Raw genomic sequence first — 22,763 nt, forward strand, 5'->3', positions numbered from 1 at the left:
GTAGCGCTTCATATCAGAAACATTGTCAAAATCAAGGCGTGATACATCTAGATAGGACTTATCCAGGGGCTCCGAAAGCACCATATCCACCTTTAGCAAATCTCCATCTTTTAGACTATAATGGCGTGGAAAAGCGTGTGCTACTTCATCATTTAGACCGCAACAAGTCGCATACGGATAATCCATCAAGGATCCCTCTACTCCAATCTGAAGAGGAAGGACATTGGCTTCTTTACACCGTTTTCGGACGTATTCTTCCACTTCCCACAGATCTAAGCCAGGCCGAATCAGATCTCTTAGTCCAATATGAATACTGGCTAAAAAATCTCCGGCACGATCCATCGCTTCAATTTCTCTTTGTGATTTAATCGTTATCATGTTTTTTCCTTACTCTAATAAATCTTCTTCCAGGTGATACTCTTTCCGGGCCAGGCGAAAGCTCAGGTAGTCCCGAACCTGATGCGTGTAGCGATCGCTCCCTTTGTACTGTCTAAAGCGACGAAAGCCCGCTTTTTGAGCGACCCGCTGACTGGCCTTGTTTTCCAAATGGGTGACAATCACTAGCTCCTGTAATTCCAAATGGTAAAAGGAAAGATAGACCAAATTCTGCACGACCTGCGTCATGATCCCTTGTCCCCAGTAGTTCTTATTTAAGAAGTAGCCCAGTTCTGCCTGCATTTTCCCTTCGACTATTTTTTCAAATCGAATGGCTCCAATTAGCTCATGATTCACTTTTTGAACAATTGCCCACGTTCCCAAGGGTTCTCTTAGAAAACTGGCTACAAAAAGCTCCTCCGCTTCAGTTTTAGTAGAAAGAGGAGGAAATAAAAAAGGGATATTTTCTTCACTTGACACCATATGATAAAAAGAATCTAAATCTTCATAGCTAAATGGCCGAAGGAGCAGGTTTTCTAATTCAAAATTTGAAAATCTCGCTAATGCCGTCAATAAACTCATGAATTACTCTTCTATCAGTTGGATATCTGCCCCTAAGTCTGTCAATTTTTCGATGATATTGGAATAACCCCGAAGAATAAACTCGATATTGGTAATCTCCGTTCTTCCCTTTGCCATCAATCCTGCAATGACCATCGCAGCCCCCCCACGGAGGTCAGTAGCTTTCACAGCTGTTCCTGTTAATTGATTCGGACCTTGGTAGGCGATATAGTTACTACGGGTTTCAATCGTTGCTCCCATGGATGCCAACTCTGCCACGTGTCCAACACGCTTTTCATAGATCGTATCCGTGACACTTCCAATCCCTTTTGCGAGAAGCAACAAAGGGGTTAATGGTTGCTGCAAATCCGTCGCAAAACCAGGATAAGGAGCGGTCTTCACATGCACAGCCTTTAATTGGTCTTGCTTTTCGATATAGATACTATCTTCAGAAATGGTCATTCGAACTCCCATTTCTTCTAATTTAGCGATATAAGACTCCAAATGCTCATAGAGGACGTTATCAACCTTGATCCCTTCCCCAACCGCTGCTGCAAGAGCGATGTAGGTACCGGCCTCAATCCGGTCTGGTATCACTTGATGGCGGGTTCCATGCAGATGCTCTACTCCATCAATCGTAATCATATCTGTACCAGCACCCCGTACACGAGCCCCCATATTGTTCAACAAGGTTGCAATATCAATAATTTCTGGTTCACGCGCCGCATTTTCAATAATCGTCCGGCCTTTGGCTTTAACAGCTGCTAACATGGTGTTGATCGTCGCTCCCACACTGACGGTGTCCATGTAGATTTGAGCCCCGTGCAAGTGGCGATCTTTTGCGGTAAAGACCATCGCACTTTCATGAGTGGTGAGAGTAGCTCCCATGGCTTCAAAAGCTTTCAGATGCAGATCAATAGGACGTGGGCCGAGATCACACCCACCTGGAAGACCTACTTCTGCTCGTCCAAAACGTCCTAGGAGAGAGCCATAGAAATAATAAGAGGCACGTAAACTATTAATTTTGCCAAACGGCATCGGCATATCCTTTAAGCCCCTCGGGTCGATCGTAAGAGTATCTCCCTGACGGTCAATCTTAGCCCCCATCGTCTCCATGATATCAATCAAACTATCGACATCTGAAATTTCAGGGACCCCATCTAGGGTCACGATACCATCTGCCAAGATCGCGGCGGGCATCAAGGCGACAACCGAATTTTTTGCACCACTGACAGTCACGGTTCCTTTCAGTTTGCGACCACCGTTAATAACAATTTTTCTCATTCCAACATTCTCTTTTCAAGTAGTGAGCCAAATAGGCATTCATTTGATTTTACCATAACTAGACCTAAAAGGCTAGCTCGTTTGTCTATGAACTGTGATTTGTCATCTTTGAAATAGTTCTGAAATCCTCCCTTAACCTTTATCCCCTTCTTTCTCACCTTGAGCACTCAAAAAAACTGAATGGGGACCATTCAGTTTTTCAGTTTATCCTAAAGCATCCTTCAATGCGTCGACTTTATCCAACTTTTCCCAAGGAAGATCAATATCTGTCCGTCCTACGTGGCCATAGGCTGCTGTTTGTTTGTAAATAGGCCGTTTCAAATCCAACATCTGAATAATACCAGCTGGACGAAGGTCAAATACTTGACGTACAGCTGCCTCAATCTGCTGTTCGGCAACTGTGTTGGTCCCAAACGTATCCACTCGAACCGAAACGGGATGAGCTACCCCAATCGCGTAGGCCAACTGTACTTCTGCTTTTTTCGCTAAGCCAGCTGCAACGATGTTTTTGGCAATATAACGAGCGGCATACGAAGCTGAACGGTCAACCTTTGTCGCATCCTTCCCAGAAAAGGCCCCACCACCATGACGAGAATAGCCACCATAAGTATCTACGATGATTTTCCGGCCTGTCAAACCAGAATCTCCTTGAGGTCCTCCGATGACAAATCGGCCTGTCGGATTGATGAAATAGTTCGTCTTTTCATCTAAATAGTGAGCTGGAATCACCTCACGAATCACCTGCTCGATGACATCCTTGTGGATCCGATCATTGGAAACATCCGGATCATGCTGTGTTGAAATCACGACGGTATCAACACGGACGGGTTGGTCTTGTTCATCATATTCTACTGTCACTTGCGATTTGGCATCTGGACGGAGATAAGAAAGCTCTCCAGATTTCCGTAAATCTGCCAACCGTTTTACTAGCTTGTGACTGAGAGAAATCGGCAAGGGCATGAGTTCAGGCGTCTCGTCCACAGCAAAGCCAAACATCAACCCCTGATCTCCAGCTCCGATCAAATCTAGTGGATCCCGATCTTGGCTTCCTCTAACTTCCAGTGCTTCATTCACCCCTTGGGCAATATCTGGAGACTGCTCTACGAGGGATGGATGGACACCGACAGATTCGGCTGCAAAGCCATACTCAGCATTGGTATAGCCGATTTCAGCGATGGTATCCCGAACGACACGATTAATGTCCACATAAGCATTGGTTGAAATCTCTCCAAACACATGAACCGACCCTGTATAGACAACCGTCTCTGCTGCCACATGGGCATCTGGATCTTGCTCCAGGATGGCATCTAAAATCGCATCTGAAATTTGGTCTGCAATCTTATCGGGATGTCCTTCTGACACCGACTCGGATGTAAATAATTTTCTTTCTGACATAAGAATGTCCCCCCTTATTCAAATTGTTATAGAGTTACAAAGAACTGACAGAAAATAGCAGATGGCTTTCCTGTCACCTTATCGGGACTATATAACCTACTAAGTATACCATATTTTTTTCTTACAAACTAGCGACTACTTGTGAAATAATCGGAGATACCTTCTCAAGGCTCTTCTCCTAGATCACCGTCTAGAACAATGCCGTCCCACGCATGGCTGCTTGCACATCCTCAAGAGGCAACTGAACCAGCTCTACTTCCTTGGTCTGATAGAGATACTGCGCATACTCATCCATCCGATAAGGGTGAATATAGACGACACGCTTACAGCCTACTTGTAACAACTGCTTTGAACAATTAAGACAAGGAAAGTGAGTGACATAAGCCGTAAATCCCTTAGGAATTCCTCTTTCTGCCCCTTGCAAAATCGCATTGACCTCGGCATGGATCGTTCGAGCACAATGTCCATCTATCATTAAACAGCCATCTTCTAGACAGTGCTGCGTTCCCGACACCGAACCATTGTAACCTGTTGCGATTACCTTATTGTCCTTGACGAGGACAGCCCCTACTTTCGCACGATTACACGTTGCCCGGTTTGCAATCAAAAGACTTTGCGCAGCAAAATACTGGTCCCATTCTAAACGTTTTTCAACCATAATATCCTCCTGTTTTCCCTATTATATCCTTTTTAGGAGAGAGCGACAAGGTCTGTCTCATTCAGATAAGTCCCTACTCCTTGACTTCCCATTTTAACCAAGCGCGATCCTGTCGAATCCCCTCTTGAAGGACTCGCTTTCAAATAGGAGACTATTCCATCTGGAACAAGCTTTCTTAACTTTGTGAAATTCTCATTCCTTAACCCGTCCAGGCATATAGTCGCTAAAAGGTAATTGTATCAAGCGTTTCAGTAAGTTACCTTTCCATTACAATATGGTAACAATCCATTATTTCACTTTATTATTTTCTTGAAAAAAATTATAATAGAATTAAGCAAGATAACTGTTCTGCCTTATCAAGAAATGGAGTGTGATGAAAATGAAAATCGATATCGATAAAATTAAATGGCTATTTGATAACTCAACTTCCTATCAAATTAGCAAGCGGTGTGCCATCTCGGCTCAGTCTGTCGATCGGTACAAACATGGGCAATACGACTTACTCAATATGAAACTTAAAACAGCGATTGAACTAACAGAGTTTGCCAACCAGTTGATGAAAGATCAAAAGGCCTCACTCTCTTAAACCTATTGTTAGAGGCTGGGACAAAAGTCCTAGCCTCTTTTTTGTTTTTGGCTTGTCGAGCAAGAGGCAGTGGTTGAGTGGGCTCTACTAGACTGATTTCATCCGCTTTTACAGCTCGACTCAACGGTGCGGAGCTGGGACCACGAAATCGACTTCTAACCAATGACCGATTTCTGTCCCACTCTCTTTTTATTGGTCGTTTACACGGATTTTATGCTATAATTTATGCATGAAAACATACGAAAAAATCTACCTGCAACTGCACCATCAAAAGGATTATGTCAGTGGGGAAGAACTAGCCAAGGAAATGGGGATTTCTCGGACGTCTATCTGGAAAGCCATTCAGCAGCTAGAAAAACAAGGAATCATCATTGACTCCATCCGCAATCGAGGATACCGTATTCAGAAGGGAGATCTTCTGATACCGGAACTCCTCTCAGAAAAGCTACAGCTCCCTGTTTATTATAAGGAGTCCAGTTTATCGACACAACTTGATGCCAAGCTAGGATTAGAACAAGGGAACCCTGCTCCTGCCTTGTACCTGGCAGGCAACCAAGAAGCTGCTAAAGGACGATTTGGGCGCTCGTTTTTTGCTTCTCCTCATGGAGGAATCTATATGTCCCTACATCTTAAGCCCGCACTTTCCCCGAGAGATTCAATTGTCCTCTACACCCTCTATATCGCCGCAGCCCTGGTGAAGGCCATTTATCGTCTTACAGGTATGGATACAAGCATTAAGTGGGTCAATGATATTTACCTTGGAGACAAAAAGATTGCTGGGATTTTAACAGAAGCGATCTCTTCCGTAGAACTTCAAACCGTCACAGACCTTATTATTGGAATAGGGATCAATTTCCATCTCGACAACTTTCCGGATGACTTGAAAGACAAGGCCACTAGCCTCTTTCAAGAACAGCCTAGTATTAGTCGGAATCAGTTGATTTATGAGACTTGGAGAATCTTTTTTGAATCCGATCCCCAAGAGCTCTTGCGTTTCTACAAAACGCACTCGCTACTACTAGGACGTAGAGTGACCTTTCGTCAAGATCACACCCACTATCAAGGGATCGTGCAAGAAATTAATGACCAAGGGGAGCTCATCGTCCAGCTAGACGATGGAAAAGAAAAAATCCTCTCCAGTGGAGAGGTCAGTCTTAGTTCTTGGTAGACTTTTCGACAGAAGCAATAAAACGTGTCACCCGCAAGGCAAAACGTAATTGTTGATAGACAAACAAGGCTGCCAATAAGCCAAATAAAAAGTCACCAGATAGAAAGAAGTCATTCATTAAAAAAGTCATCCCTAATGTGAAAAACATCAAGATTAAAAATTGTGAAAGTCTCATGACACTAGTATACCAAAAAAACAGCCCAAAGGCTGTTTTTTGTATCATTTCACAGCAAATCAGCCTTTAGACGGATTAATCCTCTACAATTTTCAGCTGATCCTCTAAAAATTCAAACCCTTCCGGAGCCAGCCTGTCCTTTTGTTCTTCACCAGCCGCATCGACTGCTTCTCCCTTGGTGCGATTTGAAAACTCTGCACGAACTTCCAACCATTCATCATGTGAAATAGCCAAAATTTGTGGGGAAAAACCGGCTGCGCTACTCAAAATGTTCCCAAACATCGCATTTAAATTATCCCGCTTCATCGTTTGTTCTGCATTAAAAGCCGATTCAAAGGCTAAGATCGCATGATTTTCGTTCGCAGCAACTGGCTGTGACCCTGTTAACAGAGCTTTATCCGCTCCATCCAGACTTTCAATCACTTCCCCCCAGGCATTTTGCAAGCGAATTAAGTTCTCTCTGGCTAGTTGAGGATTTTCAACTGCCTCCTGCAAGATTCGATTGACACGATTGCGATCGACTGTATAACGTTTCTTCCCTTGCGGGCGTTTTGTAGTAGTTGCACTTCCTTGACTAGAGGTTTGCTTGTTAGGAAGCTGTCGCAATTGCTCCTGTAACTGGGCTACTTCCTCTTGTAACTGGGAGATTGTAGCCAATAAATTCGCCGGAAGAGCTTCTTCTTTTACCTGTGCGTTCCATTCTTCTGCTAGACGTAAGGTCATCATTTCTGCATAAATCTTAGGGAGGGGACTCGTTTTCATCTCTTGGTAGGAAGCCGTCACCTCATCAATCAGATGATAGAGGTGGTCTTGCTCAAAAGCTAGATTTTCAGTGAATCCATCTGAAAAATGAGTATTTTCACCCCCCGCTTTGACCAGTAGCAAATCTCGTAAATAATAGAGTAGATCTGTCGCAAAGCGCACTATATTTTTACCACTCTCAAAAATGGTTTCAAGATTTTCTAATGCTTGAGTTGGCTCATGGGTTCGAACCGCTGTTACATAGGCATCCAGGGCTAGTTGGCTAATGGAACCCGTAATCTCCTCAGCAATAGCTAAACTCACCTTTTGATCGGCACTAAGGCTCAGAGCCTGGTCCAAGATAGATAAAGCATCCCGCATCCCGCCTTCCGCACGACGAGCAATCATGTCCACGGCCGCTTGCTCATAGCGGATACCTTCCTGATCCAAGATCCGCATCAGGTGCTCGCGAATATCTGCTACCTTAATGGACTTGAACTCAAATCGTTGCACCCTTGATAGAATGGTCGCAGGAATCTTGTGTAACTCGGTTGTTGCCAAGATAAAGACGACATTAGCCGTTGGTTCTTCTAATGTTTTCAAAAGAGCGTTAAAGGCTCCTGTTGAAAGCATGTGCACCTCGTCAATAATGTAGACCTTGTAGGTGGCAATACTTGGGGCATAGGTCGACTTGTCCCGGATATCTCGGATTTCATCTACCCCATTATTGGAAGCTGCATCAATCTCGATAACATCCTCTAGGCTTCCTTCCGTAATCGCCTGACAGATATAGCATTCATTGCAGGGCTCTCCATCGACTTGGTTGGGGCAATTCATACTTTTGGCAAAAATTTTAGCAGCCGAGGTCTTCCCCGTCCCACGTGGTCCAGAAAAGAGATAGGCATGGCTGATTTTCCCTTGAGCGACTGCCTGTTTGAGCGTTGTTGCAACAACTTCTTGACCGACCATTTCGCCAAAGGTCTGACTTCGATATTTTCGATATAAGGCTTGGTACATTAAGCTTTCTCCCCAAACATACTAAAATCCCAGTCACAGCTATCTACGAGAAGCTGGGAAAACTCCTCCAGATAGGCTTGATCGATAGCATCATAATCAGCGGCCACTTCCGAGTCTAAGTCCAAAACGCCTAGTAAACGTCCCGCTTTGACCAAGGGTACCACAATTTCAGAGCGCGCACGACTATCGCAAGCGATATAATTTTCATGTTGTCTCACATCGTCTACGATGAGCGTGCGCTGCTCATTTGCAGCCTGTCCGCAGACGCCTTTCCCTAGGGGAATATGAACACAAGAGACACCCCCTTGAAAGGGTCCCAAAATCAGCTCTTTCCCATCATAGAGGTAAAAGCCTGCAAAAACTGAGCGTGGTAACGCCACGTTGAGTAAGGCAGAGGCATTCGATAGATTGGCAAGGATATTGTCCTCCCCCTCTACCAGAGCCTGTAATTGCTCTAATAAAAGAGTATAATTGGCTATTTTTTCGTTTGTCGTCATATTTCTTATTATAGCAAAAAAGAAGATTCCGACGAGAATCTTCTTATACCAGATCATAAGCGGCTAAACACAGCTAATCCTGCCAGTAGACGGGTCTATTTTTTTCATAAGCAGCAATCTTATCCGCATACTCCAGGGTAATTCCGATATCATCCAGACCCTTGAGGAGTTTATTTTTCCAATCCGCATCGATATCAAAAGGAAAGTCCCCAACTGGTGAGAGGATTTTTTGCTCGTAGAGGTCGACGGTCACGGGATCTGTTGGATCAAGGCCAGCTAGTTTTTCCCGCACCTCTCGAGGTTGCACAATAGGCAAGATTCCATTGTTGAGGTCATTGTTGTAGTGAATATCTCCAAATGAACCGGCAATAATCACCTTAAAACCATAATCAGCCAAAGCCCAGGCTGCATGCTCCCGAGAGGAGCCTGCCCCGAAGTTATCACCGGTGATGAGGATAGTGGCCTTCCGGTAAGGAGCTGTGTTAAAGATAAAGTCTGGGTCTTCGGTGTAGTTGTCGTCCAAGTATCGCCATTCATACATCAGGTACTTGCCAAAGCCCTTTTTGTCGATCAGCTTGAGAAATTGCTTGGGCAAAATCTGGTCCGTATCAATATTGTCATTCATCAAAGGAACCGTCGTCCCCGTATAGATTGTAAAAGCATCCATATATTCAGATACCAGGCCGTCCTGAATAGGTGAAGACGGCTTCCTTTCTATCGATTATGAAGCACTGTGAGCTTCTATCTCTCGCACGTCCACAAAGCGACCGGCTATGGCAGCAGCAGCCGCCATGGCTGGGCTACATAGGTGGGTTTTTGACCCAACCCCTTGTCGGTCCTCGAAATTGCGGTTGCTCGTAGAAGCACAATGAACACCAGGAGGTACCTTGTCCGGATTCATCCCCAAACACATGGAGCAGCCGGGATCTCGCCATTCAAATCCTGCCTCTAGGAAAACTTTATCCAAGCCCAACTCCTCTGCAGCTGCTTTCACAGGCCGGGAACCTGGGACAACGATAGCTGTTACCCCATCTGCTACTTTTTTACCTTTGACAAAACGCGCGGCTACTTTGAGGTCGGAGAGGCGAGCATTGGTACAGGATCCCAAAAAGACATAACCAATCTCGATATCTGCTGGCCTTTGTCCTGCTTCCAGTCCCATGTACTTATAAGCCCGCTCATCATTCATGTCCCGAATCTCTGGGAAAGCCTCATCAAAGGAAACCCCCATAGAGGGATTGGTCCCCCAGGTGACCATAGGAGCTAAGTCGGAAACATCCATTTCGATTATTTTGTCATAGGAAGCATCTGGATCAGAGGCTAAGGTCTTCCAATCAGCCACAGCTGCCTCAAAGTCTTTGGGACGTTTTTCCTTATCCGATAAGTAGTCAAACGTCGTCTGGTCTGGATTCATAATCCCCATTTTTGAGCCAAACTCGATGGACATATTGCAAATGGTCATTCGTTCTTCCATGGTAAGAGTGTCAATCGCCTCTCCCACATACTCCACCACATAACCAACCCCCAGAGCCACACCGTGCTTGGCAATCAAGGCTAGGATATAGTCTTTGGAATAGACTCCTTTTCTGGGTTTTCCCGTAAAGCGGACCAAAAGTTTTTTAGGTTTAACTTGCCAGATGGTCTGGGTCGCAAAGACATGCTCGACCTCCGTCGTTCCAATCCCAAAAGCTATCGCTCCAAAAGCTCCATGGGTAGCCGTATGGCTATCCCCACAGACGATGAATTTTCCCGGCTGGGTTAGGCCTGTTTCTGGTCCAACCATATGGACAATTCCTTGATTTTTCGAACCATGTGGAGCGTGAGGAATGCCAAATTCCTTGACATTGCGGGCTAAGGCATCCATCTGAGCCTTGGAAATAACATCTCGAATATCATAGATATTGACCGTCGGCACATTGTGGTCAAAGGTCCCAAAAGTCAAGTCTGGACGACGAACTTGTCGTCCTGCTTCGCGCAAGCCATCAAAGGCCTGAGGACTCGTTACTTCGTGAATATAGTGCTGGTCCACATACATCAGCTGAGGTTCGCCTTCTGTCCCTGTAATGACATGGCGGTCCCATAATTTATCAAAGATTGATTTTCCCACTTTTACCTCCAAATCATCCAAAAGAGAGCCAGGTCCACCAAGAGACCTAGGCACCATGTCGCAACAAAGTAGACCTTACGTGTCTTGTGGTGGAAAAAATACCCCGCTAAGATTGCTCCCATCCCCCCACCACAGAGGGCCATGAGCAGCAAGGTTTTTTCAGGAATTCGCCAAGCCCCTCGTCTAGCCTTGCCCTTGTCAATCCCATACGTGACAAAGACAACTAGATTCCAAAAAAGAATGAAGCAATTCAGGATTTGTGCTACTGTCATATCGCGATATTCCTTATAATGGCTTCCGTCATCTCATCTGTCGAAGCATGTCCACCTAAATCTCTCGTTAAGATCCCTTCAGACAGTGTCTGCTCAACAGCTTGCTCAATCAAGTCTGCACCGGCATGTTCACCAAAAGACTCTCGTAGCATCATCGCTACCGATAGAATCATAGAAATCGGATTAGCTACACCTTGACCTGCAATGTCTGGTGCAGAGCCATGGATGGGCTCATAAAGACTCGGACCCTCCGTAGAATGGCTAGCTGAAGGCATGACCCCAAGTGTCCCAGGAAGGACTGAAGACTCATCTGATAGGATATCTCCAAAAAGATTTTCCGTCACGACGACATCGAAACGACTCGGATTGGTAATCAGGAGCATGGCTGCACTATCGACCAGCTGGTGCTCGAGGGTTACGTCCGGATACTCTTTAGCGACTTCATCTGCTACTTGTCGCCAAAGCTTCGAAGTAGCAAGGACATTTTGCTTGTCGATACTCGTAACCTTCTTGCGACGTGTCCGAGCAATTTCAAAAGCCTTGACCAAAATCCGACGAATTTCCTCTGCTGAATAGTCGTTCACATCCCGAGCTGCTTCCTCTGTCAAGGTATGTTCACCAAAGTAAATCCCACCGGTCAGCTCTCGAACCATCACAAAGTCCACTCCTTCAATGCGATCCGCTTTCAACGGAGATAGGTGCTTGAGGGCATCAAAAATCTTTACTGGACGAATATTTGCAAATAAATTGAGTTCCTTGCGAATGGCTAAAAGTCCTTGTTCTGGCCGGATTGGAGCTGCATCATACTGAGGACTTCCAATCGCCGCCAAAAGAATGGCATCGGCATTTTTAGCTGCTGTCAAGGTGTCCGCGGGTAGGGGGTGGCCACAGGCATCAATCCCTGCTCCGCCAAATGCTTTTTCTTCGACGATATAATCAAATCCGATCCTTTCAGCAAGGACAGACAAGACCTGAAGTCCAGACAGCATAATTTCTGGTCCAATCCCATCGCCGGCTAAGGCTACGATTTTTTTGGCCATAGGGTTCTCCTTTAACTTTGTGGTATATCACGGTACGAAACAATGCGCCCAATTTCACCAGCGTTTTCTTTTTGGACCAATGTATTCGCATTAATGTAGGCGATAGCTGAGGCTTTTAGCACATCAAAGTCCAAACCAGAAGCATTGAAAATCGTCTCAGTATCCACATTTTCAACCGTTACTAGTACACGGGCTTGGGCATCAATACCGTCAGTAACGGCATCAATAGTATACGAAATCAAGCGAACTGTTTGATGGAAGAAACGATCAATCGCATTGAAGATTGCTTCTACCGAACCTTGACCATTGGCCAAGAATTCGACCTTTTCTCCATCGCCATTGACCAAACTCACACGAGCCGTAATGGTCTCATCCGCATTGGTCATCAAAGCAAGATCATCAAAATGGAAGCCTTCTGGATTTTCAACGTTCGTTCCAGCCACCAGTGCACGAATATCTGTATCGGTAATATCATGTTTTTTCCCAGCCAAGACTTTAAATTTAGCAAAGAGTGGTTTAATATCTTCTTCAACAAAGTCAAGCTTCAGTTCTTTTAATTTCTCAACAAAGGCATGACGTCCTGACAATTTACCAAGAGGCAGACTGTTGCTCTTGACACCCACCAATTCTGGAGTAAAGATTTCATACGTTTGAGGATTCTTAAGAACACCATCTTGGTGGATACCTGATTCGTGAGAGAAAGCATTGCCACCGACAACCGCTTTATTTTTAGGAACTGGAATGCCTGAGAAGCGAGAAACGAGCTCTGATGTATTCATTGTTTCATTCAAAACAATATCACTTGTTGCTTGGAAGAAATCTTCACGAATCTTCAAAGCGACAGCAACTTCTTCAAGGGCGACATTCCCCGCACGTTCTCCAATGCCATTAACAGTTCCCTGAACACGTCCAGCACCGTGTTTAATGGCGGTCAAAGTATTGGCAGTTGCCATACCGAGATCATCGTGACAGTGAACACCAAAGACAACTTTGTGGTCTGATGTAATCGTTTCAGTCAAATGATCAAAAATACGTGCAAACTCTTCTGGAGTCGTAAAACCTACCGTATCAGGAATGTTAATATAGGTTGCCCCTGCATCAACTGCTGTTTGAACCACTTCCGTCAAGAAATCAAGCTCCGTACGCGTCGCATCTTCCGGTGAAAACTCGACAATTTCAAATTTTGAGCGGGCATAGGACACATGCTCTTTTACAATTTCAAGAATTTCTTCTTTTGATTTCTTCAATTTGAACTCACGGTGAATGGGGCTTGTTGCGATAAAGACATGAATTTGTGGATACTTCGCATCTTTCAAAGCCTCATAACAGGCATCAATATCTGATTTGACAGAGCGAGCCAAACCAGTAACAGCCGTTTTTGTCATTGCTTCCGCAATTTGTTTTACTGCCTCAAATGAATCTGGGCTAGCCGCAGGAAAACCGGCTTCGATAACAGAAATTCCCCATTTTTCTAGTTGCTTAGCAATGGTGACTTTTTCTTTGATGGAGAAGTTCACCCCAGGTGTTTGTTCCCCATCACGAAGACTTGTATCAAAAAATTCAACTGTACGCATAGACAATCCTCTTTCTAAAAGTAAAAACGATAGTAGTAAAAAAACATCTCACTCAGAAACCCAAGCGAGATGTTTTTACTCCCGCTTGGTAAGCCAAACAGGACTAATGCTTTTGCACTAGCCCTTACTCCTCAACAAGAACTGAACTTTTGTTGACATCATGGTCGGCTTCTCCTCAAGTTTTATAAGAGTTATTGTATCGTAAAAAAGAGGAGATGTCAAGAATTTTCAGAATATTTAGGAGATAAGCCCTCATTTCGAACGTGATTCGGACCTTCATCCTGGAAAAGTCGGATCGGAATAAGAAAGGGAAGAGCTAAAAATAAAAGAAGCACCAGTGCAGCAAACCAGATCGTCTGTAGATGAAAATAGCTTCCCAACCAAGCCGAAGACAGTGCTCCTGTCCCAAAACTAGCCACGAGACAAACAAAAAATACCGCTTCTTTCCAGTAAATCGGCTCTCTGGTTCGTGCAAACTGTCCAAATGCCACCATCATTTTCTTGATATTTCCTGTCATAAAGGAATTGTTATAAACGAGACCCTTGACTTCACTGAAAGCTGTCGCACAAAATCCCATACAAAAAGACAAAGGAGGAACAATCCACAAATTGCTGACCTCAGTGGGTAGAAATCCAATCACAAGACACAAAAGCAACATCGGAATCAAGCTAATCAACCGCCAACGCACACGGGCTAACAAGGGTTGGACGACACTTAATAAAAAGATTCCAAACATAAACGAGACCATCGTAGCTACCTTTACCTCGATCTCATTGGTATGATGCTGCACAACTTCGACAGACAAAAAGACGACATTTCCTGTTTGTCCAGCTACCAATGTCCCTCCTCTTTCAATAAAAGTATAGGCATCGATAAACCCTGCGCATAGACTCAAAAGACAAGCAGCTGTTTTCGATTGATAAACCTGTCTGACGCGATTTTTTTCCATTTTCTCCTTCATCGAAAAGAGACCGAAATCGTCATTTCAAGTCTCTTCTTTTTCCGTATCCTTTAGTTCATTTCGGTGGCTTCTTCCAAAATCTTTGCAATTTTTGTATTGATCAAGTCAATCGCCACCGTATTGCTGACTCCCTCAGGGATGATGACATCTGCATAGCGCTTGGTAGGCTCGATAAATTGGTGGTACATGGGCTTAACCACTCCTAGATACTGGTCAATTACACTATCTAGGCTACGACCACGCTCCTCCATATCCCGCTTGATCCGACGAATAATTCGAACATCATCATCTGTATCTACAAAGATCTTGATATCCATCAAATCACGAAGACGTTGGTCCTCAAGTACCAAAATCCCCTCTACAATAAAGACATCTTGTGGTTCTTGGCGATACGTCTTCTCACTACGCGTATGCTCGGTATAATCATAGGTCGGAATATCAACCGGACGACCTGCTAGCAACTCCTTAATCTGCTCAATCATCAAATCTGTATCAAAGGCGAAGGGATGATCGTAGTTGGTTTTGATCCTTTCCTCAAAAGTTAAATGGGATTGATCTTTATAGTAGGAATCATGCTCGATCATGGCAATTTTTTCATTTGGAAAATTTGATAAAATCGCCCGTGAAACACTGGTTTTTCCCCCTCCAGATCCACCAGTGACACCGATAATGATAGGTTTTTTGGACATATTCTTCTCCTTCTATTCAAAACCTATTTTACCATGAAACATGATATAATGAAAGATAAGAAAACAAGATAATCTGAGAGAACCCTCTATTATCTCCAAACGGAGCGTCATTGAAAAGGGACAGCCAAGCGAAACGAGGCAATCATCGGTATCGGATCGTTTTCTTGCTTTTTTCTGGAAGCCTAGCTTTGGACATGGTTTATCCGGTCCTGACTGTCTATCTTAGTAAATAAAAGACGGACGAAATTTTCTAAAGGACCTCCCGAATGCCCAGGCAATGCAGCAAAAGCAAACAGAAGGTGTGACCTATTGTTTCTAGTGATGCCAACAATACTCCGAACTCCCTACCAATGCGCTTAAACGCAAATATTTATTTAAAGGCGGACCAGTTATGATCAATCTTTCTTTTCCAGACACCTGGAACCCTCTACTCGAAACAGAACGCATCTCGGAACTCTCTCCAATCCAGGAAGAACTCTTCCCTCTGATCCAGGAGAAAAAATCCGTCGTCGGTATCAGCCCTACAGGTACTGGAAAAACCTTAGCCTATTTGTGGCCTTGTCTGCTCAACCTACAACCCAAAAAAGCCCAACAACTGCTCTTATTAGCCCCCAACACCGAATTAGCCGGACAATTATTCGAAGTCTGCAAAACCTGGGCTCAGCCTTTAGGACTTGAAGCCCAACTTTTCCTATCTGGCTCCAGTCAAAAGCGACAAATTGAACGCCTGAAAAAAGGGCCTGAAATTTTGATCGGAACCCCTGGTCGAATCTTCGAGCTAATCAAGCTGAAAAAGATTAAAATGATGAATGTTTCCACGATTGTTTTAGATGAGTTTGATCAATTGCTAGGAGACTCACAATATCACTTTGTGTCCAAAATCACCCATTATGCGCCAAAAGACTACCAGATGATCTACCTTAGTGCCACGGCTGATTTAGACCATCAAAAAGTCAGCGATCAAGCTATTTGGATCAATCTATCCCACCAAAAATTGGAGACCATCCAGCACCTCTATCTTCAAGTGGATCGAAGGGATCGTCTTGAACTATTGAGGAAGTTTTCCAATATCCCTGATTTTCGTGGCCTTGTTTTTTTTAATAGTTTATCAGATTTGGGAGCTGCAGAAGAAAAGCTGACTTACCACCATTCCAATACCTTCTCTCTAGCCTCTGATGTCAACGTCAAGTACCGCAAGATAGGGCTAGAACGATTCAAAAACCACCAAGTGACGCTGTTACTAGCGACCGACCTTGTAGCACGAGGGATCGATATTGACCGATTAGAATGTGTCCTCAACTTTGAGGTCCCTAGAGACGTGGAGTCCTATACACACCGGGCAGGTCGAACAGGCCGAATGGGTCAACAGGGTGTCGTCATCACCTTTGTGAGCCACCCTAATGACCTCAAGCGACTGAAAAAGTATGCTCCTGTATCCGAGGTTGTTTTAAAACAGCAAGAACTCTATATCCAATCATAAAAATGAGGCTGGGACAAAAGTCCTAGCCTCTTATTTTTGTTTTTGGAGTGTCGAGCGAAACGCAGTGGTTGAGTGGGCTCTACTAGGCTGATTTCATCAGCTTATAAATCCCTACTCAACCGTGCGGAGGTGGGACGACGAAATCGAATTCTAACGAATGACCGATTTCTGTCCCCCTCTCATTTTTTTATTGGGAAGCCGGACCATAATTTTGCCGATCATAGTAAATCTTCCCTTTTTTAAGCTTATTACCATATAGTTCACTAACTGTCACAAAGCGATAGCCTTGACTCTTTAGGTATTCAATCACTTGGGGAACCGCCGCAACAGATGTCGCATGGATATCATGCATGAGGATGATTCCTCCCGGAGCAGACTGGGCTTTCACCTGAGACATGATAGCTGGCGTACTGTGGCTCTTCCAATCTTCTGAGTCAACAGACCAGTAAATCGCAGGGATATCCAAAGCATTTAAAATCGCTTGGTTCACATTTCCATAAGGAGGACGGAAATTCTTCGGCGTGTAGCCCGTCGCCCCTTTAATGGCCTCTTGGGTCTTGGTGATCTCAGCCACCGCATCTGAGGTCGACAATTCCAATAAATTGGGATGACTCCAGGAGTGGTTGGACAATTCATGGCCTTCTGCCAGCTCCCTTTTCAAGATGGCTTCATTGCCAGCAACATGTTTTCCGACAATAAAGAAGGTGGCTTTGACTTGGTACTTCTTCAATATATCGAGTAATCCTGGCGTCGTTTCTGCACTTGGACCATCATCGAAGGTCAAGGCAATCACCTTTTCTCCGCCACCAGCATTGGCCTGAGCTTCTTGTTGTCGTTTGATTTCCTGGGCTTGCTGATAAGAGGTCTGATCCTTATCTGTCAGATATTGCGAATGGATACAATCAAACAACTGCCCGATTGGAATCTGGACAGTAGCGAGACCAACTGTCTTTTCCGGCAGGGAGATGACTAGCTGGCTATCCTTGTAAGTAAAATCCAAATCAGCTAGTTTTAACTGTTTGGCTTGGGCTAATTTTTCCTGCTTGTCCGTATCTGATAGACTCGTCTTGTTTAGCTCTTCTTGGATTCGAGTCAACAGTACCTCTTGGGCCAGGTCTGTATGTTCAAACAAGTCTGCAAAACTAAAGCGCTTCATGTTGGAGGTGAAGTAAACAGGTGAATGAGTCACCCGCTCTCCTTTTTCGATTGATTGGCCTTTTTTCTGATCCTTGACAGATACAAGCTGGTAGGCTGTGATGTCCTTGAGGTCACTGCTTGTCGTTTGAGCCGTAATATAATAAAAATCCGTTACCTTATCTTTGGGCTTGGTTTGACCAAGATCAGCATGGACCTGCGACAGAATGATTTCTTTCAAAGCTGGGATTTCTTCGTTGGCCTTATTTTTTGGGATATAGGCTGTCACATAGGTCGTTCCGACCTTTCCCTCCTGACGTACCGTCTGATCTCCCGCCAACTCCTCCTGTCGACTGCTCAAATAAGTTTCCACTTGATGAGTTTGCCATACAGTATACAGCTGATAGGCGGTAAAAACTAGTACGATAAAAGCAATAATGTCAAATAAAATGATAAAAGTATTTTTTCTTAGCATGGTGTACTCTTCAATCTAGTGCATACTCTTTCGATCCATTCTCAATAATAGGAATCCCTCAACGCCCCGTCACCAGCTTTAATCGGCACGAATGACTTCCATCCGATATCCATCTGGATCTGTCACAAAGTAATAGTGACCTGGGTTCCCCGGAAGACCAGAAATGTCCGTAGTAGGATACCCTAAAGCTTTATGCTTGGCATGGTCTCCTTCTAAGTCATCTGAGGACAAGGCTAAATGCGAAAAGCCATCCCCAATCGTATAGGGTCCATGACCATCGTTATAGGTCAATTCAATCTCAAACGACTCCCCAGGAAGGGCCATGTAAACCAAGCTAAATCGATGCTCTGGATATTCTTTTCGACGTGTTTCTTTAAATCCAAAAGCTTTCTCATAAAAAGCAATCGAGGCTTCTAAATTCTCTACTCGTAAACAAGCATGTAACATATGAACTGCACCCATATTTGTCTCCTTTTTTCCTTTAATTATATCATATTTACAAGTAACGACCAGCAATATTATCGTTTTGTTACAGAAAAATTCGGGATTGGTGTAACAGCTGATTAAAAGCTATTCTCAAGCTGTTTTCCCTATCTTTCAAAGCCGGCGCATCTCCAATTGATCCATTCTCTCCACGCAAGGGAAAAATAAAAAGGTTCATGGAACCTTTTTATGTTATTTGCCGAGGTAGTACTCCGCAGTCACATTCAATTTTTCGTCGAATTCGAAAACCAATGGTGGGAAGTTTGGAATTTCAACATCCATAATCTCGTCATCAGACAATTGTTTGATGTGCTTCACAAGAGCGCGGATAGAGTTTCCGTGTGCGCCTACAAATACGTTTTTCCCATCTTTCAAAGCTGGCGCAATTTTATCTTCCCAGAAAGGAAGGGCACGTTCCAAGGTTACTTTCAAGTTTTCTGCATCTGGAATAACAGAGTCGTCCAAGGATGCATAGCGACGATCCGCATGAGCAGAGTTTTCGTCATCACGTGGCATTGCTGGTGGCAATGTATCATATGAACGACGCCAGATATGAACTTGTTCATCTCCAAATTCTTCTGCTGCTTCTGCTTTGTTTTTACCAGTCAAGCCACCATAATGACGTTCGTTCAAGCGCCATGATTTTTCAACTGGAACCCACAATTGGTCAGCAGCTTCAAGAGCCAAGTTTGTTGTTTTGATCGCACGTTTCAAGACTGAAGTGTAAGCTTGGTCAAATTCGATCCCAGCTTCTTTGATCAATTTACCAGCGTCGATCGCTTGTTGTGTCCCTTTTTCAGACAAATCAACATCAGCCCAACCAGTGAAAAGGTTAGCTTTGTTCCATTCAGACTCACCGTGGCGAGCAAAAACCAATTTTACCATTGTAAAAGTCTCCTTTATATTTTGGGCCTTTGCCCATTTACTGTTCTATTTTACCCAAAAAAGGGAAAAAAGCTAGCCGAATCTACCTCTGTTTGCGTTTTCATTTCCCTCATAGAAAATTCAGCCTATAGACCTATTTCAACTTCCTGCAAAAATCCTTAAAAATGGTATAATAAGGAGATTGAATTAGAAACATCAAATCATTCAAGGATGAGTAGCTTGTTTGCTTAAAGAAAATAGAAGCTTCTATTTCTGACACAACCAGTCAAAACCTTGAATTTATCAAAGGAATAAACTCATGAATATTGGCATCGATAAGATTGGTTTTGCCACTTCGAATACTTATCTAGACTTAGCGGACCTTGCCCAAGCCAGAGGTGTAGATCCGGAGAAATATACAATTGGGCTTTTACAGCACCACATGTCTGTCACTCGGGTCACCGAAGATATCGTGACCCTCGCTTCACGCGCTGCAAAGGATATATTGACTGAGGAAGACAAAAAGGCCATCGACATGGTGATTGTCGGGACCGAATCTGGCATCGACCAAAGCAAGGCCAGCGCTGTCTTTGTCCACCACTTGTTGGGGATCCAGCCCTTTGCCCGTTCTATCGAAATCAAAGAAGCCTGTTATGGAGCCACTGCTGCTCTTAGTCTTGCGAGAGCTCATATTGAGCAGTCTCCACAGTCTAAAGTCCTGGTCCTAGCCAGCGATATCGCTCGTTATGGCCTTCATTCAAGTGGAGAACCGACACAGGGAGCTGGCGCCATTGCCATGCTGGTTTCAGCTGATCCACGCATTTTACAACTTCAGACGGACAATGTCTGCCTAACGCGGGATGTTATGGACTTTTGGAGACCGAATTATGCTGCCTTTCCAGAGGTGGATGGAAGGTTTTCAACTGTCCAATACATTGACTGCCTTAAAACCAGCTTTGCGGAGTATCAAAAGCGGACTGGCCGAACCTTGTCGGATATTGATGCAATGGTCTTTCATATTCCATTTTCCAAGCAAGGACTCAAAGGCCTCCAAAAGATTGCTCGAAAGGAAAAAGAAAACTTGGAGCGTTTGACTGACCGCTTTATGGAAGCCATTCGATACAACCAGCTCGTCGGGAATATCTATACCGGTTCCCTTTTCCTTTCTTTGCTGTCTTTACTTGAAAACAGCCAGGAGTTACATGCTGGTAACCATATCCTCTTTTACAGCTACGGTTCTGGAGCTGTCTGTGAAATTTTTAGCGGGCAATTAGTAGAAGGATATGAAAAACACTTATCGACCACCCGCTTGCAAGAACTTCAGAATCGCAGACGGCTCAGTATCGAGGAATATGAAACAAGCTTCTTTGAAGAAATTCAACTAGATGCAACTGGGACTTCTCCACTGCTAAGCCAAGAACCATCTGACTATGAATTAGTGCAGATCATCGAGCATAAACGAATCTACCATCACCCCCTATCTGATCGATAGGACCATCCTTCAGAGATCTTGACTACCTCCGATCAGCATGAGGTCGCAGATCTCTATTTTTCTATCAAAAACCCGAAAAGGAATTGGAATGAGCAAATTTTCAGGATTTAGTAAAAAATCGAGGGTCGATCGACTCCAGATTTTACGACAAATCGGTGGGCTTTCCGAAGAGAGTCAAGCGACCTTAACAGAAGACCGAAATTTATCCCCAGACATCGCGGAAAATATGGTTGAAAACCAAATCGGAACCTTTAGTCTTCCCTATGCCCTTCTCCCAGAAATCACTATTAATGGCAAAGACTATCTGCTTCCTATGGTTACTGAGGAACCTTCCGTAGTCGCGGCTGCAAGCTTTGCTGCAAAGATAATCTCTCGTTCTGGTGGATTCACCTACCAGCAAGAATGTAGGCAAATGATTGGGCAAATCCCTCTTTATCAGATTTCTGACAAGATGAAAGCAAAGAGAGCCATTCAAAAACAGGCCCAAGAGCTAATAAATTATGCCAATCTGGCCTACCCATCCATCCAAAAGCGGGGAGGCGGATGCCGTAGCCTTCATGTAGAAGAAAAGGACCTCTTTTTGATTGTGTACCTTCATGTAGATGTCCAAGAGGCTATGGGAGCGAACATCCTCAATACCATGCTTGAAGCACTCATCCCCCATTTAGAATCCCTAACTGGTGGAAGAGCCTTGATGGGGATTCTCTCTAATTACGCAACGGATTCTGTCGTCAGCGCCTCCTGTCGTCTTCCCCTTCGACGCTTACATGCCAATCCCAAGGAAGCTCAGCAACTAGCAGAACGGATCCAACTCGCCAGTCATCTGGCCCAAATCGATCCTTACCGAGCTGCGACGCACAACAAAGGGATCTTCAACGGCATAGACGCCCTCGTCCTCGCTACTGGTAATGACTTCCGAGCTATTGAGGCTGGCGCCCATGCTTTTGCTAGCAGAGATGGTCAATACCGTGGTCTTTCGACATGGTCCATTGAAGGTGAGGAGTTAGTCGGTCAACTTTCCCTTCCTATGCCCATCGCTACAGTTGGAGCATCGATTGGACTGAATCCGAAAGTCAAGTTATCTTTGGAATTACTTGGCTTCCCAGACGCTCGAACATTAGCAGGAATGATTGCCTCTTTAGGTCTTTGTCAAAACTTTGCGGCTCTACGGGCCTTGGTCAGCACGGGCATCCAAGCTGGTCATATGAAATTGCAGGCACGCTCTTTAGCAATGCAGGCTGGAGCTGCTCCACACGAGGTAGAGGTCCTTTCCAAACAGCTCCTCCAATCTCCCCATATGAACCTGGCAACCGCCCAAGAACTCCTGGCTAATCTTCGGAAATCTTAAACATAGATTGAACAAGTGGTTTACTCGACTTCTGATAGTAAACTGCTTTTTTTGCGCTTTCTTGGACTCTTTTGCTACCAGGCCGGTCACTTCTTCTTGAGTGAATGTCCTGGTTTGTTCTGTGCTTTCTTGCACTTGGTTTTCTCCAGGGTCAACTGCCTGGTCAGTAGGTTGAATTTTTTCTGCCACGATAGGCCTCCTGACTTTTGATATTCCCTTCTTTACCGACTGCCGATAAAGGCAAAATAAAAAGCCGTATTACTACGACTTCATATTGATTTTAAATAAAAAAGATGTATAATTTAGATAAGATAAGTGATATTGACACTCTGCACCTATGGCCAGTTGGCTGTGCGGGACTGAGCAATATCGCTTATTTTTTTCTT

The 22,763-nt window shown here is 44.4% G+C and carries 23 protein-coding genes; 5 read left to right on the plus strand and 18 right to left on the minus strand.

The window, feature by feature from the left end:
* The 5 genes from STRDD13_RS03700 to STRDD13_RS03720 form a co-directional block, all read right to left on the minus strand.
* Positions 1 to 378, minus strand: a 378-nt coding sequence (locus STRDD13_RS03700) for a M24 family metallopeptidase (RefSeq protein ID WP_156471269.1), incomplete at its 3' end; no start/stop codon positions are given.
* Positions 379 to 387: 9 nt separating this feature from the next.
* A complete protein-coding gene (locus STRDD13_RS03705) occupies positions 388 to 957 on the minus strand; it encodes a GNAT family N-acetyltransferase (protein WP_067102032.1) in 570 nt (189 codons plus the stop codon).
* Positions 958 to 960: 3 nt separating this feature from the next.
* Complete coding sequence (locus STRDD13_RS03710) at positions 961 to 2,220, minus strand: UDP-N-acetylglucosamine 1-carboxyvinyltransferase (protein WP_067102035.1); 1,260 nt, start codon at positions 2,218 to 2,220, stop codon at positions 961 to 963.
* A 204-nt stretch (positions 2,221 to 2,424) separates the two neighbouring features.
* The gene (gene metK, locus STRDD13_RS03715; RefSeq protein ID WP_067102040.1) at positions 2,425 to 3,615 is read right to left on the minus strand and encodes a methionine adenosyltransferase; all 1,191 of its coding nucleotides are present in this window, start codon (positions 3,613 to 3,615) and stop codon (positions 2,425 to 2,427) included.
* 190 nt (positions 3,616 to 3,805) lie between these two features.
* On the minus strand, positions 3,806 to 4,273 hold the full coding sequence (locus STRDD13_RS03720; RefSeq protein WP_067102042.1) for a deoxycytidylate deaminase: 468 nt from the start codon (positions 4,271 to 4,273) through the stop codon (positions 3,806 to 3,808).
* Positions 4,274 to 4,652: 379 nt separating this feature from the next.
* Here STRDD13_RS03720 and STRDD13_RS03725 point away from each other — a divergent pair, with 379 nt between their 5' ends.
* Together STRDD13_RS03725 and birA are read left to right on the plus strand one after the other, a co-directional pair.
* A complete protein-coding gene (locus STRDD13_RS03725; protein WP_067103183.1) occupies positions 4,653 to 4,859 on the plus strand; it encodes a hypothetical protein in 207 nt (68 codons plus the stop codon).
* 229 nt (positions 4,860 to 5,088) lie between these two features.
* Positions 5,089 to 6,027, plus strand: coding sequence for a bifunctional biotin--[acetyl-CoA-carboxylase] ligase/biotin operon repressor BirA (birA, locus tag STRDD13_RS03730; protein ID WP_067102045.1), 939 nt, complete (start codon positions 5,089 to 5,091; stop codon positions 6,025 to 6,027).
* Here birA and STRDD13_RS03735 read toward each other — a convergent pair.
* The 10 genes from STRDD13_RS03735 to udk all read right to left on the minus strand — a co-directional run bounded on the left by STRDD13_RS03735 (position 6,014) and on the right by udk (position 15,101).
* The gene (locus STRDD13_RS03735; protein WP_197457148.1) at positions 6,014 to 6,202 is read right to left on the minus strand and encodes a DUF3272 family protein; all 189 of its coding nucleotides are present in this window, start codon (positions 6,200 to 6,202) and stop codon (positions 6,014 to 6,016) included. The genes birA and STRDD13_RS03735 overlap by 14 nt on opposite strands.
* Positions 6,203 to 6,277: 75 nt before the next feature.
* Positions 6,278 to 7,960, minus strand: a complete 1,683-nt coding sequence (gene dnaX / locus STRDD13_RS03740) for a DNA polymerase III subunit gamma/tau (RefSeq protein ID WP_067102050.1) — start codon at positions 7,958 to 7,960, stop codon at positions 6,278 to 6,280.
* The gene (locus STRDD13_RS03745) at positions 7,960 to 8,457 is read right to left on the minus strand and encodes a GAF domain-containing protein (RefSeq protein ID WP_067102052.1); all 498 of its coding nucleotides are present in this window, start codon (positions 8,455 to 8,457) and stop codon (positions 7,960 to 7,962) included. The genes dnaX and STRDD13_RS03745 overlap by 1 nt, the downstream gene beginning before the upstream one ends.
* Positions 8,458 to 8,530: 73 nt before the next feature.
* Entirely contained in the window at positions 8,531 to 9,124 is a 594-nt protein-coding gene (gene leuD / locus STRDD13_RS03750; RefSeq protein ID WP_067102055.1) for a 3-isopropylmalate dehydratase small subunit, read from the minus strand.
* 54 nt (positions 9,125 to 9,178) lie between these two features.
* Positions 9,179 to 10,564, minus strand: a complete 1,386-nt coding sequence (gene leuC / locus STRDD13_RS03755) for a 3-isopropylmalate dehydratase large subunit (protein WP_443031061.1) — start codon at positions 10,562 to 10,564, stop codon at positions 9,179 to 9,181.
* A gap of 2 nt (positions 10,565 to 10,566) precedes the next feature.
* Positions 10,567 to 10,836 (minus strand): DUF1294 domain-containing protein, encoded by a 270-nt coding sequence (locus STRDD13_RS03760; protein ID WP_067102061.1) that lies wholly within the window; start codon positions 10,834 to 10,836, stop codon positions 10,567 to 10,569.
* Positions 10,833 to 11,876 (minus strand): 3-isopropylmalate dehydrogenase, encoded by a 1,044-nt coding sequence (gene leuB, locus STRDD13_RS03765; protein WP_067102063.1) that lies wholly within the window; start codon positions 11,874 to 11,876, stop codon positions 10,833 to 10,835. The genes STRDD13_RS03760 and leuB overlap by 4 nt, the downstream gene beginning before the upstream one ends.
* A gap of 11 nt (positions 11,877 to 11,887) precedes the next feature.
* The gene (locus STRDD13_RS03770; RefSeq protein ID WP_067102066.1) at positions 11,888 to 13,450 is read right to left on the minus strand and encodes a 2-isopropylmalate synthase; all 1,563 of its coding nucleotides are present in this window, start codon (positions 13,448 to 13,450) and stop codon (positions 11,888 to 11,890) included.
* A 218-nt stretch (positions 13,451 to 13,668) separates the two neighbouring features.
* Positions 13,669 to 14,400: a YoaK family protein gene (locus STRDD13_RS03775; protein ID WP_082781173.1), complete on the minus strand. Its 732-nt coding sequence runs from the start codon at positions 14,398 to 14,400 to the stop codon at positions 13,669 to 13,671.
* A 62-nt stretch (positions 14,401 to 14,462) separates the two neighbouring features.
* Positions 14,463 to 15,101 carry a uridine kinase gene (udk, locus tag STRDD13_RS03780; protein WP_067102069.1) on the minus strand — a complete coding sequence of 213 codons (639 nt, stop codon included), beginning with the start codon at positions 15,099 to 15,101 and terminating at the stop codon, positions 14,463 to 14,465.
* Between the two features lie 391 nt (positions 15,102 to 15,492).
* Between udk and STRDD13_RS03785 the strand changes: the two genes are divergently transcribed.
* Positions 15,493 to 16,581, plus strand: a complete 1,089-nt coding sequence (locus STRDD13_RS03785) for a DEAD/DEAH box helicase (RefSeq protein ID WP_067102071.1) — start codon at positions 15,493 to 15,495, stop codon at positions 16,579 to 16,581.
* Positions 16,582 to 16,768: 187 nt separating this feature from the next.
* On the opposite strand, the gene STRDD13_RS03790 is transcribed toward STRDD13_RS03785, so the two are convergent.
* The 3 genes from STRDD13_RS03790 to STRDD13_RS03800 all read right to left on the minus strand — a co-directional run bounded on the left by STRDD13_RS03790 (position 16,769) and on the right by STRDD13_RS03800 (position 19,558).
* Entirely contained in the window at positions 16,769 to 18,190 is a 1,422-nt protein-coding gene (locus STRDD13_RS03790) for a polysaccharide deacetylase family protein (RefSeq protein WP_067102074.1), read from the minus strand.
* A 78-nt stretch (positions 18,191 to 18,268) separates the two neighbouring features.
* Positions 18,269 to 18,652, minus strand: a complete 384-nt coding sequence (gloA, locus tag STRDD13_RS03795; protein WP_067102077.1) for a lactoylglutathione lyase — start codon at positions 18,650 to 18,652, stop codon at positions 18,269 to 18,271.
* A gap of 213 nt (positions 18,653 to 18,865) precedes the next feature.
* Positions 18,866 to 19,558 carry a phosphoglycerate mutase gene (locus STRDD13_RS03800; protein WP_067102080.1) on the minus strand — a complete coding sequence of 231 codons (693 nt, stop codon included), beginning with the start codon at positions 19,556 to 19,558 and terminating at the stop codon, positions 18,866 to 18,868.
* A gap of 298 nt (positions 19,559 to 19,856) precedes the next feature.
* On the opposite strand from STRDD13_RS03800, the gene STRDD13_RS03805 reads away from it, so the two are divergent.
* Together STRDD13_RS03805 and STRDD13_RS03810 are read left to right on the plus strand one after the other, a co-directional pair.
* Positions 19,857 to 21,029, plus strand: coding sequence for a hydroxymethylglutaryl-CoA synthase (locus tag STRDD13_RS03805; RefSeq protein ID WP_067102083.1), 1,173 nt, complete (start codon positions 19,857 to 19,859; stop codon positions 21,027 to 21,029).
* Between the two features lie 37 nt (positions 21,030 to 21,066).
* The gene (locus STRDD13_RS03810; protein ID WP_269450099.1) at positions 21,067 to 22,377 is read left to right on the plus strand and encodes a hydroxymethylglutaryl-CoA reductase, degradative; all 1,311 of its coding nucleotides are present in this window, start codon (positions 21,067 to 21,069) and stop codon (positions 22,375 to 22,377) included.
* Positions 22,378 to 22,763: the final 386 nt, after the last annotated feature.

This window comes from Streptococcus sp. DD13, from assembly GCF_001578875.1.
GTDB lineage: Bacteria > Bacillota > Bacilli > Lactobacillales > Streptococcaceae > Streptococcus.